The organism is Photobacterium lutimaris (assembly GCF_003025555.1).
GTDB classification, from domain to species: Bacteria; Pseudomonadota; Gammaproteobacteria; order Enterobacterales; family Vibrionaceae; genus Photobacterium; species Photobacterium lutimaris.
Map to the genome: position 1 here is coordinate 48,223 of NZ_PYMH01000009.1, position 19,682 is coordinate 67,904.

At 48.2% G+C, this 19,682-nt stretch carries 16 protein-coding genes; 9 read left to right on the forward strand and 7 right to left on the reverse strand.

All coding sequences use genetic code 11. The features are described from left to right. Positions 1–2: 2 nt before the first annotated feature. The 3 genes from selD to C9I99_RS17540 all read right to left on the reverse strand — a co-directional run bounded on the left by selD (position 3) and on the right by C9I99_RS17540 (position 3,921). Positions 3–1,043 carry a selenide, water dikinase SelD gene (selD, locus tag C9I99_RS17530; RefSeq protein ID WP_107350149.1) on the reverse strand — a complete coding sequence of 347 codons (1,041 nt, stop codon included), beginning with the start codon at positions 1,041–1,043 and terminating at the stop codon, positions 3–5. A 119-nt stretch (positions 1,044–1,162) separates the two neighbouring features. Continuing rightward, on the reverse strand, positions 1,163–1,726 hold the full coding sequence (locus C9I99_RS17535; RefSeq protein ID WP_107350150.1) for an NAD(P)H nitroreductase: 564 nt from the start codon (positions 1,724–1,726) through the stop codon (positions 1,163–1,165). 182 nt (positions 1,727–1,908) lie between these two features. Next, entirely contained in the window at positions 1,909–3,921 is a 2,013-nt protein-coding gene (locus tag C9I99_RS17540; RefSeq protein WP_107350151.1) for an NADPH-dependent 2,4-dienoyl-CoA reductase, read from the reverse strand. Between the two features lie 321 nt (positions 3,922–4,242). On the opposite strand from C9I99_RS17540, the gene sppA reads away from it, so the two are divergent. The 3 genes from sppA to C9I99_RS17555 all read left to right on the forward strand — a co-directional run bounded on the left by sppA (position 4,243) and on the right by C9I99_RS17555 (position 7,991). Then, positions 4,243–6,093: a signal peptide peptidase SppA gene (gene sppA, locus C9I99_RS17545; RefSeq protein ID WP_107350152.1), complete on the forward strand. Its 1,851-nt coding sequence runs from the start codon at positions 4,243–4,245 to the stop codon at positions 6,091–6,093. Between the two features lie 89 nt (positions 6,094–6,182). Beyond that, the gene (ansA, locus tag C9I99_RS17550) at positions 6,183–7,193 is read left to right on the forward strand and encodes an asparaginase (RefSeq protein ID WP_107350153.1); all 1,011 of its coding nucleotides are present in this window, start codon (positions 6,183–6,185) and stop codon (positions 7,191–7,193) included. A 129-nt stretch (positions 7,194–7,322) separates the two neighbouring features. Then, complete coding sequence (locus C9I99_RS17555) at positions 7,323–7,991, forward strand: glutathione S-transferase family protein (protein ID WP_107350154.1); 669 nt, start codon at positions 7,323–7,325, stop codon at positions 7,989–7,991. Between the two features lie 25 nt (positions 7,992–8,016). On the opposite strand, the gene C9I99_RS17560 is transcribed toward C9I99_RS17555, so the two are convergent. Next, positions 8,017–8,325, reverse strand: coding sequence for a YeaC family protein (locus C9I99_RS17560; RefSeq protein WP_107350155.1), 309 nt, complete (start codon positions 8,323–8,325; stop codon positions 8,017–8,019). A 198-nt stretch (positions 8,326–8,523) separates the two neighbouring features. Between C9I99_RS17560 and C9I99_RS17565 the strand changes: the two genes are divergently transcribed. Continuing rightward, on the forward strand, positions 8,524–9,336 hold the full coding sequence (locus C9I99_RS17565) for a DUF2989 domain-containing protein (RefSeq protein WP_107350156.1): 813 nt from the start codon (positions 8,524–8,526) through the stop codon (positions 9,334–9,336). 84 nt (positions 9,337–9,420) lie between these two features. Here C9I99_RS17565 and msrB read toward each other — a convergent pair whose 3' ends face one another. After that, positions 9,421–9,834, reverse strand: a complete 414-nt coding sequence (gene msrB / locus C9I99_RS17570; protein WP_107350157.1) for a peptide-methionine (R)-S-oxide reductase MsrB — start codon at positions 9,832–9,834, stop codon at positions 9,421–9,423. A gap of 347 nt (positions 9,835–10,181) precedes the next feature. Between msrB and gap the strand changes: the two genes are divergently transcribed. Beyond that, complete coding sequence (gene gap, locus C9I99_RS17575) at positions 10,182–11,177, forward strand: type I glyceraldehyde-3-phosphate dehydrogenase (protein ID WP_107350158.1); 996 nt, start codon at positions 10,182–10,184, stop codon at positions 11,175–11,177. A gap of 316 nt (positions 11,178–11,493) precedes the next feature. Continuing rightward, a complete protein-coding gene (locus C9I99_RS17580; RefSeq protein ID WP_107350159.1) occupies positions 11,494–12,369 on the forward strand; it encodes a D-hexose-6-phosphate mutarotase in 876 nt (291 codons plus the stop codon). A gap of 122 nt (positions 12,370–12,491) precedes the next feature. On the opposite strand, the gene C9I99_RS17585 is transcribed toward C9I99_RS17580, so the two are convergent. Continuing rightward, positions 12,492–12,872, reverse strand: a complete 381-nt coding sequence (locus C9I99_RS17585; RefSeq protein WP_107350160.1) for a VOC family protein — start codon at positions 12,870–12,872, stop codon at positions 12,492–12,494. A gap of 574 nt (positions 12,873–13,446) precedes the next feature. Between C9I99_RS17585 and C9I99_RS17590 the strand changes: the two genes are divergently transcribed. The 3 genes from C9I99_RS17590 to C9I99_RS17600 are packed head-to-tail and all read left to right on the forward strand — an operon-like array spanning position 13,447 to position 18,240. Further along, entirely contained in the window at positions 13,447–15,381 is a 1,935-nt protein-coding gene (locus C9I99_RS17590; protein WP_107350161.1) for a PrkA family serine protein kinase, read from the forward strand. Positions 15,382–15,415: 34 nt separating this feature from the next. After that, entirely contained in the window at positions 15,416–16,687 is a 1,272-nt protein-coding gene (locus C9I99_RS17595) for a YeaH/YhbH family protein (RefSeq protein WP_107350162.1), read from the forward strand. A gap of 23 nt (positions 16,688–16,710) precedes the next feature. Beyond that, positions 16,711–18,240, forward strand: coding sequence for a SpoVR family protein (locus tag C9I99_RS17600; RefSeq protein ID WP_107350163.1), 1,530 nt, complete (start codon positions 16,711–16,713; stop codon positions 18,238–18,240). Between the two features lie 146 nt (positions 18,241–18,386). Here C9I99_RS17600 and fadR read toward each other — a convergent pair whose 3' ends face one another. Then, positions 18,387–19,238: a fatty acid metabolism transcriptional regulator FadR gene (gene fadR, locus C9I99_RS17605; protein ID WP_107350164.1), complete on the reverse strand. Its 852-nt coding sequence runs from the start codon at positions 19,236–19,238 to the stop codon at positions 18,387–18,389. Positions 19,239–19,682 lie beyond the last annotated feature (444 nt).

The window sequence follows — 19,682 nt, forward strand, 5'->3', positions numbered from 1 at the left end:
ATTTAGCAGATCTCAATCAGTACAGTGTCATCGGCTGCAGCAGCAACCAGTTCACCGATAGCATTGAGTTCAATGTCATGTTGCTGTGCCAAGGCTTTGACCTCGGCTTCTGCATCAGGCGCCACAGCCAGTAGCAGGCCACCCGAAGTCTGCGGATCGCAAAGTAGGGCTTTTTGCTGCTCGGTCATGCTCCCCAAACGGTGTCCATAGCTAGCAAAATTGCGCTCGGTACCACCCGGTACACAACCTTGCCCGATATAATCAAATACGCCCGGAAGGCTCGGTACCTGTGCGAAATCAAGCTTGGCTTTTAGGCCGCTGCCTTCACAAATTTCATTAAGGTGCCCCATCAAGCCAAAGCCAGTCACGTCAGTCATGGCTTTCACGCCTTCGACGTTGGCAAAATCAGCACCAGGTTTGTTCAATTGGCACATCCAGTCACGAGCCAGGCCACGGTGTTCATCGCGCAATTTAGATTTTTTCTCTGCGGTTGTCAGCACGCCAATGCCAAGTGGCTTGGTCAGATAAAGCTTACAGCCCACTTCCGCTTGGTTGTTACGTTTCACACGATCTGTATCGACAATACCGGTCACCGCCAAGCCGAAAATAGGTTCCGGTGCATCAATCGAGTGGCCACCCGCCAATGAAATACCGGCTTCACGGCAAACCGCACGTCCGCCTTCAATCACCTGCTGGGCAATCTCAGGTGCCAGTACATTGACCGGCCAGCCAAGGATCGCAATAGCCATAATTGGCTTACCACCCATCGCATAAATATCGCTGATAGCATTGGTGGCGGCAATACGGCCAAAGTCATACGGATTATCAACGATAGGCATAAAGAAGTCAGTGGTACTGACTACTGCAGTACCATTGCCAAGGTCGTATACCGCGGCATCATCTTTACTTTCATTACCCACGAGCAGGTTAGGATCGGCAAACGGAGCGAGCTGCGTTCGTAGAATAGTATCAAGAACTTGAGGAGAGATTTTACAACCACATCCTGCTCCGTGGCTGTATTGAGTTAGGCGAACATTTTCCATGACACGCTCCGATAATTTTACAAGAGCGATGGATTCTACTCCTGCTACCAGATCCTGTCATCAATCTGGATCAAAAAGGGAAGCCTATTGGCTTCCCTCTTTAATCAATTAAATAGCGGCTATAGGTATTCGACAAACTGGGTAAGATCCCGCTCTGGCGCTTTTACATCGCGGCAACCGGGCGTTCCCAGATACAGAAAACCGACAATCATGTCATCGCCCTGTATCCCTAGAGCCTGTCTCACAACAGTGTGATAGGCCCATTTCCCGGTACGCCAAAATCCGGCAAAGCCCTGAGCAACCGCCGCTAGTTGCATCGCCTGCACCGCACACCCTGCCGATAAATGCTGTTCAATCACTGGCACCTTGTCATGATCAGAGACTTTAGCCACCACTGTTATGACCATCGGCGCCCTGAAAGGGGCTTTGCCCGCTTTTTGCAAGGTAAGCTCATCAGCACCGTCACTATTTGCGGCTTCAACAAAGATATCGGCGAGCTTTTGTCGACCATCCCCTTGAGGGCCGTCCTCTTGAGAAACGATAAACCGCCAAGGCGTCAGACCCGCATGGTCCGGGGCTCGCAGTCCGGCACGGAGAATGGCTTCCAATACTTCTCCCTGTGGCGCTGGCGCCACCATTTTTGGCAGCGACCGACGGTTGAGCAATAAGGTAAGTGCGTCCATAACAACCTCATGACGATAATTATTATTGTTAAGACGATAGCATAGATTTGATGCGATAAATCCATGGAAGGCACGCGGGATTATAGCGTTGAGATCCTAGAACCTAGCTCCTGGTTCCTAGCGAGAAAGGGGGCATGCTTTACTCTTTCTAGGAACTAGGATCCAGGAACTCGTTTCTGCTGTTAAAGCTTCGCCGCCAGCTCAACACCTTGGCGGATCACCCGCTTGGCATCAACCTCGCCGGCGACATCAGCACCACCAATCACATGGACATTCATGTTCTTGGCCTTGAGTGCATCGGAAAGTTCATCCACCGACGTCTGTCCGGCACACAACACGATATGGTCTACATCCAATACCCGCGACTGACCTTCGACAGTAATATGCAATCCCTGATCATCCACTTTGTCGTAGCTCACCCCGCTGAGCAGTTCAACCCCTCGCTTTTCCAGTACTTTCTTGTGGATCCAACCGGTGGTCTTACCCGGTCCTTTACCCATCTTGCCCGGACGGCGCTGCATCAACCACACCTGACGCTGACTGACATATTCTTCGTGTGGGTAGAGGCCACCAGCATGTTCAATTGACTTGTCGATCCCCCAATCCTTGAGCCAATCATCCAAACTCTGATGCTCGGGCTCCGTCAACATTGTAGACACATCAACGCCGATACCACCGGCACCGATCACAGCCACTCGCAGGCCTAACTCGACCTTGTCACGGATCAGGGTTTGATAATCAACCACCTTCTCATGGTCAATACCCGGGATCGGCGGACGGCGAGGCTGGACACCGGTGGCGACAATCACTTCATCATAACTGCCCAACTCATCAACCGAGACAGCTTGGCCTAACTTCACATTCACGCCAGTCTGCTCAAGACGACGACTGAAGTAACGAATTGTTTCCCTGAATTCTTCCTTACCCGGGATCTGCATTGCGAGATTGAACTGGCCACCCAAGTAGTCATTCTTCTCGAATAAATCGACGTTAAAGCCCCGCTCGGCAGCAGCCACTGCCGTTGCCATACCAGCCGGCCCCGCTCCTACAACCGCAATACGGCGCTGGCTTACAGCCGGAGACAATACCAATTCCGTTTCGTAGCACGCCTGCGGGTTAACCAAACAACTGGCCCGCTTACCAACAAATACATGATCCAGACAGGCTTGGTTACAACCAATACAAGTATTGATGTCATCGGCACGGTCTTGCTCGGCTTTCACCACAAAATCCGGATCAGCAAGGAACGGTCTGGCCATCGACACCATGTCGGCTTGATGACTAGATAAAATATCTTCGGCCACCTGCGGGGTATTGATCCGGTTACAGGTTACCAAGGGAATCGAAATTTCAGACTTGAGCTTTTCGGTTACCCATGCAAATGCGGCTCTTGGTACCTGGGTAGCAATGGTCGGGATCCTAGCCTCATGCCAGCCAATACCAGTGTTAAGGATTGTCACACCGGCTTGCTCTAGCTGCTTGGCAAGCAACACCACTTCTTCATGGGTACTGCCCTGCTCGACCAAATCGAGCATCGACAAGCGGAAAACAATAATGAAATCGCGGCCAACCCGAGCGCGAACCGCTTTGACCAACTCAAGGGGGAAACGCATGCGGTTTTCATAGCTCCCGCCCCACTCGTCATAACGGTGGTTCGAGCGCTTACAGATAAACTGGTTGATCAGATACCCTTCCGACCCCATCAATTCGACCCCGTCGTAGCCCGCCTCTCGGGCCAACTCTGAACTGCGAGCAAAGGCCTCGATGGTTTTTTTAATTTGTCGGGCACTCATTTCCTTGGGTGTGAATTTCGAGATAGGTGACTTAATCGCCGATGCACTGACGGCAAAAGGATGCATGGCATAACGGCCAGCATGGAGCAGCTGCAAGGCAATCTTCCCCCCCTCTTGATGCACCGCATCGGTGATCACACGGTGAGCCCTTGCAGCGCGACCCGAGCTAAATTCGGCACTTAACGGGTGCAGGCGACCACGGAAATTCGGTGAGAAGCCACCGGTAACAATGAGTCCGACACCTCCCTTGGCCCGGGCTGCGTAGAAAGCAGCCAGTTTTTTGAATCCGTCACGGGATTCTTCCAAGCCGGTATGCATCGATCCCATCAACACACGATTACGTAACTGAGTGAAACCAAGATCTAACGGCGCTAACAGATGAGGGTAAGATTTATCGTCCATGGCTTCCATTCTTTATGTTGTTATGGTCTGACCAGTATACGAATCAGTCAAACATATTTCAAACAATCGTTTACATAAACGCAACAATATATTGATTTAGATCTAACTCTACGTAAAATTACTTATCAACATTTTGATGATAACTCTCCCGCATTTGTTTAGCTTAGCCGTTCACCTGATACGATTTAATACTGTAATTGCTTGATGACTCGGTTAGCATATACAGTTACTTATAGAACTAAATCATTATTATTACGTCCAATCTGATATAGATTGTGAAAGAAGCAGGCCACAGGCCCTTGCGAACTATCAGGAACCTTCATGAAAGTGATCTTTAAAGGAATTGGAAAAATCTTCCGATGGATATGGAAACTGATCAGTTTTGCCCGTCAGCTGATCATCAACTTACTCTTCCTCATTGTCATCGGCGCACTATTCTTCGCCTTTACCGAAAGCGGTAAGGACCCAGAGTTACCGGACCAGGCAGCACTAGTTCTCGATCTTGCCGGGCCGATTGTCGAGCAACGTAGCAATACCAGTCCGCTCGATAGCCTCACCAACAGTGCATTAGGTAATGACCAGGCACAAGAAAATGTGCTGTTCGACATTGTCGACACCCTACGTACTGCCGCCACTGACGAGCGTATTACCGGACTGGTCCTTAATCTGCGCGATATGCAAGAGACCAACCTGACCAAGCTACGCTATATTGCCAAGGCTCTTGAGGAGTTCAAGCAGTCAGGCAAGCCCGTCTATGCGATTGGCGATCATTACAAGCAAAGCCAGTACTACCTGTCTAGCTATGCCGACAAAGTCTTTATGTCACCGGATGGTGGCGTGATGCTAACCGGTTACGGTACTTATACCCTCTATTACAAGAGCCTATTCGAGAAACTGAACGTTAATACCCACGTCTTCCGCGTTGGTACCTACAAGTCTTTTGTCGAACCTTATACCCTGGACGGGATGTCTGACGAAGCCCGCGAGGCCAACACCGCATGGCTCAACCAACTATGGGGAGCCTACACTTCTGATGTTGCCAGCAACCGCCAAATTGATGCCAGCGCGCTGACGCCCGATCTTGAGCGGTTTGTTGCCGAGTTGAAAAGTGTCGATGGCGACTTTGCCCAGCTGAGCAAAAAAATGGGGTTGGTCGACGCGCTAGTCAACCGCCCGCAGCTTCGCCAGCAACTCATCGATACTTTTGGCGAAAACGACGACCACAGCTTTAACCAGATCAGTTACTACGATTACCAGCCAGCGATCACTGATACCCAGCTACCGAGCGACAACCAGATTGCCGTTGTGGTTGCCAGCGGTGCCATCATGGATGGCACCCAGCAGAAGGGTAATGTGGGTGGTGACACCACGGCCGCCCTGCTTCGGGAAGCGCGCCTTGACGACAAAGTAAAGTCGGTGATCCTCCGGGTCGATAGCCCTGGGGGCAGTGCATTTGCCTCGGAAGTGATCCGCAACGAAGTCGATGCGCTGAAAGCGGCCAACAAGCCGGTCGTCGTATCCATGTCGAGTGTGGCTGCATCCGGTGGTTACTGGATTTCAGCATCTGCTGACAAAATCATGGCCCAGCCAACGACAATCACAGGGTCGATCGGCATTTTTGCGATCTTGACCACATTTGAAAAAGGGTTGGAGAAAATGGGGATCTACAGTGACGGTGTGGGAACCACTCCGTTCTCTGGTGTCGGTGTTACCCGCGAACTGCCACAAGGCATTGCCGACATCTTCCAGCTTGGTATCGAGAACGGCTACCAGCGTTTCATCGGCTTGGTCAGCCAATACCGTGATATGACCCTCGAACAAGCTGACAGTGTCGCACAAGGCAGGGTTTGGACCGGCCAAGATGCCCTTGCACTTGGCTTGATTGACGAGCTCGGTGACTTCGATGATGCGATTAACAGTGCCGCCGAACTGGCCTCGCTGGGGGATGACTACGAAGTGCGTTGGATGGCGAAGCCATTGAGTACTGCTGAGATGTTCTTGCAGCAATTTAGCTCAGGTGCCCAGGTTTTCTTCCACCAACTCGTATGGGGAGAGGTGCCTGAGGCGATGCAACCTGTCACGCAAAAAGTGGTAACAGACCTTTCAACCCTCGGTAACTTCAATGATCCAAAAGGGCAATATGCCTTCTGTATAAACTGCCTGGATCTATAAAAGTGAGATCAGCCCGGCATCGCCGGGCTTTTTTTACGCTACATACCCCGTATAATGCGCCCACCAAACCGATAATTCTGTACCTTCATATGGAAAGAAAACACATTTACATCGCCTACACTGGCGGCACTATTGGTATGCAAAAGTCAGCTAATGGCTACATCCCAATTGCTGGTTTTATGGAACAGCAATTAGAAAGCATGCCAGAATTCCATCGTGCAGAAATGCCAAAGTTCACCATCCATGAATACGATCCCCTGATCGATTCGTCGGATATGACGCCAGCGGATTGGCAGCGCATTGCTGATGATATTAAAGCGAACTACGACAAGTACGACGGTTTTGTGATCTTGCATGGTACGGATACCATGGCATATACCGCCTCTGCCTTGTCGTTCATGTTCGAAAACCTCGATAAGCCAGTGATTGTCACCGGTTCGCAAATTCCGCTTGCGGAGCTGCGCTCCGACGGCCAGAGCAACTTGCTCAATGCCCTTCACGTTGCGGCAAACTACCCGATCAATGAAGTCACGGTGTTCTTCAACAACAAACTGATCCGCGGTAACCGCAGTACCAAAGCCCATGCAGACGGATTCGGTGCCTTTATATCACCGAACCTACCGCCGCTGCTGGAAGCCGGTATCAACATCCAAACGAATAATGTTGAAATCGACAAAAAGCCAGAAGGGCCTTTCAAGGTTCATAACATCACACCTCAACCGATTGGCGTGATCACCATGTACCCTGGGATCTCACCTGAGGTGATCCGCAATACTCTACGCCAACCGGTCAATGCCATGATCCTGCTGACATTTGGTGTGGGTAATGCCCCGCAGAACAAAGAATTGCTGGAGCAGCTAAAAGAAGCGAGCGAACGTGGTGTTATCGTCATGAACCTCACCCAGTGCCTCTCAGGCAAGGTCAACATGGGCGGTTATGCGACAGGCTGTGCTCTTGCTGACGCCGGTGTCCTTAGCGGATATGACATGACGCCAGAGGCCGCACTGGCCAAGCTACATTTCCTACTAAGCCAAGACTTACCGGTAGAAAACGTACGCAGCCTAATGCAACAAGATTTGCGAGGCGAGCTAACGCTCTAAGCCTCATCGAGCAACAAAGATGAATATAAACGGCAGCCTTTGGCTGCCGTTTTTTCTAGTTCTTCCCGCATAAACAGCAACTCGGCTACACTTTGACTATCCCTGTCAGCGAAAGGCCGTAAGTACATTATGATCCTACATGGCTCCTCGATTTCACCCTTTGTCAGAAAAATCATGCTGGCCCTTGCCTATAAAGGGATCACCTATGAGCTGCAGCCCCTTAATCCCTATGTCGAAAAAGAACTGGCGCAAAAGCGCCATCCGCTGGGAAAAGTCCCCGTATTGGAAGTCGAGCAACACAGCATCATGGACTCCACGGTTATTGCCCATTACCTAGACGACCAATATCCTGTTCCACCGTTGTACCCTGGAGATGCCATCACGAGAGCTAAAATCCGTTGGCTGGAAGAATATGCTGATACCCGCCTCACCTCACTGATTGGCGGGGTGCTGTTCTACCAAAAAATACTCAGGGGAAAGATGCTCGATAAAGATGTCGATGAGGAGGCCGTGGAGCAATGCCTCGAAATCCACCTCCCAAGGGCCATACAATATCTCGAAGAGCAGCTGCCTGAGCAAGGCTACATCGGTAATCATCTGTCGATGGCTGAAATTAGCTTATGGAGTGTATTGCGCAGTGGCTGGATGGCTGGGCTGAGGTTCGCCCATTATCCACTGTTAGAAAGCTACCTCGCACGTATCGAGCAAGAGCCTTGGGTCGCGAATTTGGTTGGCGAGGAAGACCACGAGCTATCAGGCTTCTATTGCCCGCCAGTGGTGCTCGCCACCATAAAATGATAGGGGGCTCACGACAACGCTGAACTCACAGCTGATCGTGATCAAAACGAGCGATATCGTCAGCCGCCATTTCAGCGGTTGTTGCCTTTTCGTCTGCAAATTCCTTTTTCAGTTCAGCCTTAGACTTAAACTTGATCTCCCCACCTTTCTCAACCGACATATGGGCAGCATCCGAATTATGACGTGACTGGTATAGCATCACGGCCTGCATGGCAGAATCGCGCTGCTCTTGTGTCAGGGAAGTACCGTCTGGCCACTTGCCAATTTCAACTGCGGTAGCTAACCGTTGGTAAACGTCTGGGGTCATGGCGTCGAGCAGAGTATCAAGATCCATTGCGGTTCACTTTCTCCATTTAATGATTGTTGTTGTTCGCAGTAATAACAGTTTCTATTAAAGCTCGCCAAGAATACGTCGATAAACTGCTTAGGGGATCACACTGCTATAAACCGGTGACCCGCCACAACCTTTTATCTCTTTTTTGATAAACTCGTTAATATAAGCTCACTTTTGTCGAAGTCACTGAAAAGCCGAATGAGAAAAACCTCGTTAAAACTCACCCTACTGCTAGCTAGCGTTGTCTTGATCAGTGGTTGCTTTGAACGTCACCGTTCAACTGACAGCCTGTGCGATGCCCATCCGGCACTGTGTGCCGATACCAACCTTAATGATGGCCAGTGCCGCCTGCAGCGGGTCAATCTCATTTGGCAACGATACGACGTACTCAAAGCCCCAACCGACAAAGAGAAGTTTAAAGAGCTCCAATACACCTATGATTACCAAAAGTGCCTGGAGTATGCCGCTCGTATCGAGCCTACTGAGTTGAAAGAGCGGAAAACCCACCGTACCCAAGCCCTGCTCAGTGCCTATGCCTCAATCAAACGGCTCAACGCAGAGCTGGCCGAGTCAAACAATCCTGAAATCCTCTATTTTCGTTGGAGCCAAGGAGATAAAGAGGCACTTCGGAAATTCTTGAGGCTCGAAGGGTCTTCAGAAATGGAAACACCGGAGATGCAGTTGGCGCTGGCCACCTTCTATACGACGAAGGATCAGGAGAAAACCATCCAGCTGCTCAAACGCGCGCTTGAGCTTTATCCACGCCAACCAAAGATAAAACCCGAAATCCTGCAAGGCTTGGCCACTTTATCTCATCAACAGGGCGCGACAGAACAAGCCTACCTTTGGGCCAGAGTCGGGGGGGCGTTGGCAGTGCCAGTTGCCAGCCAGGACAAATTAAACGCGTTCTATCCAATGAGTGACGAGCGACGCGCTGAATTGAATGACCAAGCAGAAAAGATTGCCCAGGCACTTTATGACGGGGACTTCAGCGCCAGCATGGCTGAGTAGCTCCAATCCGCCAAGTGACACAATAGCGCCCTGCTTATCGTCAGGGCGCCGCGTTGAGAATGGGCATGATCCCCCACCAGACGACTACTCACTCTGCTGCTCGGTATCCACACCTTCGTTATTAAAAATTAAAGAGACCGAATTCACACAATACCGCTCCCCTGTGGTTTTAGGACCATCGGGGAATACATGACCAAGATGGCTATCGCATTGGGTACAGCGGATCTCAATCCGATGCATACCGTGGCTACTATCATCAAGGTATCGAATCGCATCACGCTCAACCGGTGCATCGAAGCTCGGCCAGCCACAACCGGAATCATATTTATTGCTCGAATGGAACAGCGGGGACTGGCAACACGTACAGCTATACACACCGGTTTCACGGTTATGCAATAGCTTTCCCGAGAATGGCGCCTCCGTTCCCTGCTCCCGACAGATGCGATACTGCTCTTCCGACAGTTTATCACGCCAATAAGAATCTGATTTAACTGACATTATATTCCCTTCATTGAATTTTCACGTTATCTGTTTGAAAAATGGTTGCCATTTACATCAACTGTGGCACATACTTTCTGCTCGAAAGGATTTTACATCTTCACTGCTCATTTAAGCATATTTTGGATGAGCTTCGTGTTGATATTAAAAGTTAATAACAGCAATGATTGATATTCATACAACCTCTGTACGAATTTGCAGCGTTGTAGTAGGAATGTAAAAAAAATCCGAACTTTTTTTTGACCTCACGCAATTTAAGTTCGTTTTTCACTTGCAGGGTCACGTTATATTCTGTAATTTTACTACCAGTTATCTTTCATTAGAAATTAAGTTGTGGAGCAACTGTAATGACTATCAAAGTAGGTATTAACGGTTTTGGCCGTATTGGACGTTTTGTTTTCCGTGCTTCTGTAGAGCGTAACGACATCGAAGTTGTTGGTATCAACGACCTAATCGACGTTGAGTACATGGCTTACATGCTTAAGTACGATTCAACTCACGGCCGCTTCAACGGTACTGTTGAAGTTGAAGGTGGTAACCTAATCGTTAACGGCAAAACAGTTCGCGTAACTGCAGAGCGTAACCCAACGGACCTTAAGTGGGACGAAATCGGTGTTGACGTTGTTGCTGAAGCAACAGGTATTTTCCTAACTGACGAAACTGCTCGTCAGCACATCACAGCTGGTGCGAAGAAAGTAGTTCTAACTGGTCCATCTAAAGACGCAACTCCAATGTTCGTTATGGGTGTTAACCAAGAGACTTACGCAGGTCAAGACATCGTTTCTAACGCTTCTTGTACTACTAACTGCCTAGCGCCAATCGCTAAAGTTCTTAACGACAAGTGGGGCATCGAATCTGGTCTTATGACTACTGTTCACGCTACTACTGCTACTCAGAAGACTGTTGACGGTCCTTCTGCTAAAGACTGGCGCGGTGGTCGTGGTGCTTCTCAGAACATCATCCCATCTTCAACTGGTGCTGCTAAAGCTGTAGGCGTTGTTCTTCCAGAACTAAACGGCAAGCTAACTGGTATGGCTTTCCGCGTACCAACTGCTAACGTTTCTGTTGTTGACCTAACAGTTAACCTAAAAGAAGCTGCTTCTTACGACGAAATCTGTGCTGCTATGAAAGCTGCTTCAGAAGGCGAAATGGCTGGCGTTCTTGGTTACACTGAAGATGCAGTTGTATCTCAAGACTTCATCGGTGAAGTTCAGACTTCAGTATTCGATGCTAAAGCTGGTGTTGCTCTAACTGACAAATTCGTTAAAGTTGTATCTTGGTACGACAACGAAATCGGTTACTCAAACAAAGTTCTAGACCTAATCGCTCACATTTCTAAGTAATGTAAGCTTTTAGCTAGATAATAAAAGGCGACGCTACGGTGTCGCCTTTTTTGTATCTGGTTCTAAATTGCTGCACTCTCAGCCTTGATCGCAACGATTATTCAACGCAATGAGTTGAGCAACGACTTATCCAGCTTGGCTACGAGTACATCCGATTTAATAGCAGTAAATAACAGCTAAAAATTAATTACAAATTTAACAAATATTTTTTAATAGCCGTTGTTATTTTTTAAATAAAAATAAGTGTGCAAATAACTGTTACTTTCACGTCAAAGTGGCAATTATTTATACATTGCTACAACCAAAGGATAGTCTGATGGATTTCAATACTCTTCCAACAGTGGCAGCCTTATCTGATGCTGTCACCATCTGTGAATACCAAGGGATCAAGATAGTAAGGATCAACCATGCCCAAGCAGAGGCTGGTATTTCCCTTCATGGCGGCCACCTTATTTGGTTCAAACCTCAAGGTGAAGAAGATGTCATTTGGCTGAGCGAAAAAGCGGAATTCGATACCGAAAAAGCTATTCGTGGTGGTATTCCGGTCTGCTGGCCTTGGTTTGGCAAAGCTGCCACCCCCTCTCACGGTTTCGCCCGTAACAGCGAATGGAACCTTCTTGAGCACCGTGAAAATGACAATGGTGTCATTGTGGCCCTAACGCTGTGCGACTCAGAAGCAACCCGTAAGATTTGGCCACACAAATTCAGTAATGTACTGACATTCGAAATTGGTACTAGCCTGAAAGTGTCACTAGCCTCAACCAATACGGATGATACGGCGTGGCACTACTCCGGTGCATTACACACTTATTTTAGTGTCGCAAATATCCGAGAAACCCACATTACCCAGATGGGCAGTGAATACGCAGACAGTACCCAAGCAGATCAAATCTGCCAAGGCGGTGAGCAGCTGAGCTTTGACGGTGAAGTGGATCGCGTTTACACCCAGCCAGAGCCAACGGTAATGATCCATGATAGCAACAGCCGTCAAATTGCAGTTACCAACGGTGGCCACAATACGGCGGTGATCTGGAACCCATGGCAGGCATTGTCACAAAGCATGGGTGACATGGCCGACAATAGCTTTGAAACCATGGTATGTGTTGAGTCAACCATCCATAACAACCAAAGCATAACCCTGGCACCAGGTGAAACCCATACCCTTACTACGGAAGTGAGCGTAAAACGCTAGCAAGCTTAGCGGTGGCAATCACGCAAGATCGACACATTCAATACCTGCACGGCAGTTTGCCGTCAGGTATGTTCCCCCCCCACGTAACAAGTGATCTGAGTGCTATACGCTGTTGTGATTCGTCAAGCGAGCATCTGAGTATTGGCTTCGATAAGTACCCAGCCATTGCCATCAGGATCAACAAAGGTCGCAAAACGCCCCCCGATCAAGGTCACAATCTCCGACAACGGTACCCCCCGGCTTGATAACTCATCATAAGTCGAGTGAATATCGTCTGTCTGCACCACCAGCCCCTGTACAGATCCGGCTTTCATCCCTGCAAAGGGCCTTACTAAGCTAATCGTAGTCTCAGCCCCTTTAGGTGCCAGTTGGATCCAGCGCTTATGCTTGTCCGCTTGATGATCACGTATCAGCTCGAAACCCAGCGCATCACGATAAAACGTCAATGACTGATTTTGATCAGATACCGGAATCGATACAGTATCAACACGAGAAATACTCATTAATTAGGTTCCCCCCAAATATCGGCACTTTTTTAGCTTAAGCCAGAGATTTTGATTTAGCTCTCAAAATAACTCTGGATTGCATTTTTTTGACAGTGCACATGGACGAAAACGTCCTCACAGAATCGCTCGAGACTTCTTGCTTATTTGCAAAAATCGCCATGGAAAATCGGTAATTTTGCAAAAAAGCCATCATGCACTAGCCAGACATCATTTATCACCAGCTTGAAGCAATGAAATCCTTTGCATTCAGTAAATAGCTCTGCGTTGGGAATAAAATTCACCATTTATGACTATCCATTTTGACAACCATGCAGCATCACACTTGCTCAACATATTTGTGATTTTTTTTAAACATCCCCTCTTGCAGAACCCGATTTATAGGAGGATAGTAGCTAAATGAGCAAAAAACATTCAGCTTGTAAGGAACATCGAAAAAGGAAATTTAGTTTATAAACCAACAACTCAGTCAAGCAATTTAATCAGTTAGGTCTAGTCTATAGATATGGGGGATGTGAAAGATTTGTGTTTTCGTCCTTTCTAATTGATTAAAGAACGATTCAGGGGGCATACCATGAGTATTTTTGACCACTATCGTCAACGCTATGAAGAATCCAAGGATGAAGAGCTTTCATTGCAAGAGTTCCTTGAGATCAGCCGTAACGATCGTAGCGCTTATGTCAACGCAGCAGAACGTCTGCTAATGGCCATCGGCGAACCCGAAATGATTGATACCGCTCAAGACCCGCGCTTGAGCCGTCTTTTCTCTAACCGCGTAATTTCCCGCTACAAAACGTTTGAAGATTTCTATGGCATGGAAGAAGCGATTGAGCAAATCGTATCCTATCTCAAACACGCGGCACAGGGCTTAGAAGAACGCAAACAGATCCTTTATTTACTAGGCCCTGTGGGTGGCGGTAAGTCATCACTGGCTGAAAAACTTAAGAGCCTGATGCAAAAAGTGCCTGTCTACGTCCTGACCGCCAATGGTGAACGCAGCCCAGTCAACGACCACCCTTTCTGCCTGTTCGACAAATCGGAAGATGGCGATATCCTCCAGAAGGAATACGGTATTCCCGAGCGCTATCTCAACACCATTATGTCGCCTTGGGCAGCGAAACGCCTGCATGAGTTCGGTGGCGACATCACCAAATTCAAAGTCGTGAAGGTCCGCCCATCTATCCTCGACCAGGTTGGTATTGCCAAAACCGAACCAGGTGATGAAAACAACCAGGATATCTCATCACTGGTTGGTAAGGTGGATATCCGCCAGCTTGAACATTTTGCCCAGGACGACCCAGATGCTTATAGCTATTCTGGTGCCCTCTGTAAGGCCAACCAAGGCCTGATGGAATTCGTCGAGATGTTCAAAGCGCCGCTGAAAGTGCTACACCCATTGCTGACCGCAACCCAGGAAGGCAACTACAACGGTACCGAAGGGCTATCAGCACTGCCGTTTGACGGTATTATTTTGGCGCACTCCAATGAGTCGGAATGGCAGACATTCCGTAACAACAAGAATAACGAAGCCTTCTTGGACAGGGTATATATTGTTAAGGTGCCTTATTGTCTACGTATTTCAGAAGAAATTCGAATTTACGAGAAGCTGCTGCAAAACAGTGAACTATCGGCAGCACCTTGCTCACCATCAACCTTGGAGATCCTGGCTCGTTTTACCGTCCTTTCGCGCTTGAAAGAGCCCGAAAACTCAAGCATTTACTCTAAGATGCGTGTCTACGACGGTGAAACACTGAAAGATACCGACCCGAAAGCCAAGTCGTATCAGGAATACCGTGACTATGCCGGTGTCGATGAAGGCATGGCTGGACTATCAACCCGTTTTGCATTCAAGATCCTATCGCGCGTGTTCAACTTCGATCACTCTGAAGTAGCGGCCAACCCGGTCCACCTCTTCTATGTGCTTGAACAACAGATTGAGCGTGAGCAGTTCCCGCAAGAATTAGCTGAGAAATATCTTGAGCACCTTAAAGGCTACCTAACACCGAAATATGTCGAGTTTATCGGGAAGGAAATCCAAACCGCCTACCTAGAATCCTACTCGGAATATGGCCAGAATATCTTTGACCGCTATGTTAGCTATGCTGATTTCTGGATTCAGGATCAGGAATACCGTGATCCTGAAACGGGTCAGCTATTCGACCGCTCGGCATTAAACAACGAGTTGGAAAAAATCGAGAAGCCGGCAGGGATCAGTAATCCAAAGGATTTCCGAAACGAAATCGTCAATTTCGTACTCCGCGCCCGTGCCAGTAACGCCGGTAAGAATCCAAACTGGACCAGCTACGAGAAACTTCGTACGGTTATCGAGAAGAAAATGTTCTCGAACACCGAAGAGCTACTTCCTGTTATTTCATTCAACGCCAAAACCTCGAACGAAGAGCAGAAGAAACATGATGACTTCGTAGCTCGCATGATGGAAAAAGGCTATACCCGCAAACAGGTCCGCCTACTTTCTGAGTGGTACCTGCGTGTACGTAAGTCTTCATAAATTTGAGTGGATGGGATGAATAAGGGGAGAGCTTATGGCGCATTTTATAGACCGAAGGCTCAACGGTAAAAACAAAAGCACGGTAAACCGACAGCGTTTCCTGCGCCGTCACAAGCAACAGATCAAAGAATCTATTGCCGATGCGGTAAATAAACGCTCGATTACCGATGTTGAAAGCGGCGAGGATATTACGATTCCAAACCGCGACATCCGCGAGCCAAGCTTTCACCAAGGCCGTGGTGGACAACGTGAAGTTGTCCACCCGGGCAATGACCAGTTCAGCCCCGGAGACCGAATTGAACGCCCCCAAGGAGGGGGCGGACAAGGCGGCGCCGGTGAAGGACAGGCTAGCCCCGATGGTGAGGGGCAGGATGAGTTCGTATTCCAAATCTCCAAAGACGAATATCTCGATCTCCTCTTTGAGGACTTGGAGTTGCCAAACCTCGAAAAAAACCAGCTCAACAAAATCGTTGAGTGGAAAACGTTCCGCTCGGGCTATAAGTCGTCCGGCGTACCGTCAAATATTGCCATTGTAAAGTCACTGCAGAACTCTCTGGCACGCCGTACTGCAATGACAGCAGCCAAGCGTCGCCAGCTGCGTGAGCTTGAGAAGACACTGGATCTACTGATGAATACCGAGCCAGCTCAACCTTTCGAGGAAGAGCGGGTGAAAGATGAAATTCAGGCGTTGCGTCAGAAAATCAGCAGCGTACCGTTTATTGATACGTTTGACTTACGTTACAAAAACTACGAACGTCGGCCTCAGCCAAGTAGCCAAGCTGTTATGTTCTGCTTGATGGATGTCTCTGGCTCGATGGATCAGGCCACCAAAGATATGGCTAAGCGCTTTTATATCTTACTGTATCTGTTCCTGAACCGGACCTACAAAAATGTCGACGTCGTCTTTATCCGCCACCATACCCAGGCCAAAGAGGTGGATGAGCACGAATTCTTCTACTCCCAGGAGACTGGGGGCACCATAGTGTCCAGTGCACTGCGGTTGATGAATGAGATTGTGAAGAAACGCTACTCCCCTGCCGAATGGAATATCTATGCAGCACAAGCGTCGGATGGGGATAACTGGGCGGATGACTCACCGGGCTGCCGTGAACTGCTGGACAAAGAGTTATTACCGGTCACCCGTTACTACTCGTATATCGAAATCACACGCCGGGCACACCAAACACTATGGCGGGAATATGAGGCGCTACAAGCCAGCCACAGTAACTTTGCGATGCAGAACATAAGGAGTGTGGAAGACATTTTCCCTGTATTCCGGGAGCTATTTAAGAAGCAAGTCAGTTAATATCGCTTTAGGGGGAATGTGCTATGGAGACAGTCGCCAAATCAAAGACACTCAGTGACGGTCCAGACTGGACATTCGATTTGTTGGATCAGTACCACAAGGAAATCAAGCGGGTAGCCGACCACTACCGGCTTGATGCCTACCCCAACCAAATCGAAATCATCACTGCCGAACAAATGATGGATGCTTATTCCAGCATTGGTATGCCAATCAATTACCATCACTGGTCATTTGGCAAGCGTTTCATTGAGACTGAGCGAGGCTATAAGCACGGTCAAATGGGGCTCGCTTACGAAATTGTGATCAACTCTGATCCCTGCATTTCCTATCTGATGGAAGAAAATACCATCACGATGCAGGCATTAGTCATGGCCCATGCATGCTACGGCCATAATTCGTTCTTTAAAGGTAACTATTTATTCAAGACATGGACCGATGCCAGTTCAATTATCGACTATTTATTATTTGCCCGTAAATACATCACCGAGTGTGAAGAGAAATACGGTGTCGATGACGTTGAAAGACTGCTGGACTCTTGCCATGCACTGATGAACTATGGCGTCGACCGCTACAAACGACCACAGAAAATTTCGATGGTCGAAGAAAAAGCACGCCAGAAAGCCAGGGCAGACTACCTACAAACGCAAGTCAATTCATTGTGGCGTACCATCCCGGTTCAACATCAGGAAGAAACTGAAACAGAAGAAATTCGGTTCCCGGCTGAGCCACAGGAGAATATCCTCTACTTTATTGAAAAGCATGCGCCTTTACTGGAGCCATGGCAGCGTGAAGTGGTCAGGATTGTGCGCAAGGTAAGCCAGTATTTCTACCCACAGAAACAAACACAAGTCATGAACGAAGGGTGGGCAACCTTCTGGCACTACACCATCCTCAACCATCTCTATGATGAGGGATTGGTTACCGACCGCTTCATTATTGAGTTTTTACACAGCCATACTAATGTCGTGGCGCAACCCGAGTACAATAGCCCTTACTATAGCGGTGTTAACCCCTATGCACTGGGCTTTGCAATGTTCCAGGATATCCGCCGGATCTGTGAAAACCCCACCGAGGAAGACAAATACTGGTTCCCAGATATTGCCGGCAAAGACTGGCTAGACACCCTTCATTTCGCTATGGAGAACTTCAAAGACGAAAGCTTTATCAGCCAATTCCTGTCCCCCAAAGTCATTCGCGACTTCAAACTGTTTGCTGTCAATGATGATGACCGCCACAACTATGTTGAAGTCAGTGCGATTCACAATGAGGAAGGCTATCGGGCTATCAGGGAGAAACTCTCGTCACAATACAACCTCAGCAACAATGAACCCAACATCCAAGTCTGGAATGTCGCCCTGAAAGGTGACCGCTCGCTAACCCTGCGCTATGTACCACATAACCGTATCCCGTTAGCAAACAGTCATCAAGAAGTACTTAAACACATGCACAGACTATGGGGGTTTGAGGTCACACTAGAGGAAGAGCTACCGGATGGTCGTTCTCATATTTTGGGAACCTGCCCTACCCGTGCGCAGTACAATACAGAAATCTGATCCGTAATAGGGGGAATTTGTCTGTCTTTTTATCGACAAAGCAAAGTAATCCCCCCAATATCACTACATACATTTTAATATTTAGAAACAAAAAAGGAGATACCTCGGCATCTCCTTTTTTCAATTACGTCATCGATGTGATCGCGTTATTGCTCTTCTTCATAAAGGTAGCGCGCGATTTCAATCCGATTAGCATACCAAATTGCCCCACTCTCACGACCATATTTACGGATACGGTCAGCAACCAGTTCAGGCTGATTGTTGTCACAGTATGACTTCATGTCACGATAGAAGTTGAGCGCCAGCTCGCAAGCTTCTTTAGACATAAAGTAATACCCACCAACGCGAGTGTAGATTTTGCGTAGCCCGTTGATTGTGAGTACGTAAAGGATATTGCCAGATTTTGTGGCCATTCCCTGGAACATACGGTAGTCAAAGTAGTTGAACGCGCGAGCACGAGAAATCGCCTCACACAGTTCAGGATCGTCTTTACCATACTTATCAACGATCTTTTTCACTTCCTGCATCAAGTCAGCTTTGTCTTCGCTTTGCTCAACGTAATCGGCAAAACTGTCGGCCTTAAGCAGTGCTTCGCATTCTTCAATCACGTGATCGATCAATACCGCTGACTCTTCTGGGTTCCCTTTGATGGCATAACGCATGTATACGCAACTGATATCAGTTCGCGCTGAAAGCAAATCTTCCATTACGCCCTGAACATCTTGGCCATCGAGTGTGATTAGGGTATCGAGAATACTCAGCCCAGAGGTGTCCATGTAGTTGTTCACTCGGGTAGGTTTACCATGCTTGATAGTAAGCCACCCATCACGGGCTAGACGCTGCAATACCTCACGAAGGGTTGTGCGAGTAACACCAATTAGTTCTGACAACTCTCGTTCTGCGGGAAGGATTGAGCCCTGTGGGAAGTGATTATTCCAGATACTCTCAATTATATATTTCTCAGCAAATGTTGCTGGGCTATCAGCCTTTATAACCATCTGATTAGTTTTCCAGTTGCTTCTTGCTCTATTTTTATTAACTCATCATACCACCAGTCTTTACCTTATGCCTACCTAATTACCAAAGAAGTATCTCGACTGCCTATTTATAACCATGCACACTCGCACGATTGATATGCAGCTGGTATATCTATACCACGTAAATTTCCGCTCAAATATTCGTCGAACAAAAACTTGACGGAGCTCAACGCAAAATAAAATATGTAAGCATATATTTCAGCGTGGCGTAAAAAACACCTGTACAAGCCGTATTGTGCGATGAATTTTCACAATCTTAAATAAGTTCATCTATAAGCACTTGACTGCGATGGATCACGCGGTAGAGTTAGCACGTTTTCACTCTGGGAGCTGAATGGATGCTGCTGCCTGCTTTAAGTTAAGTACCATCAAGGAAATGGTCTTTAGCTTAGAGGGTCTCTAAAG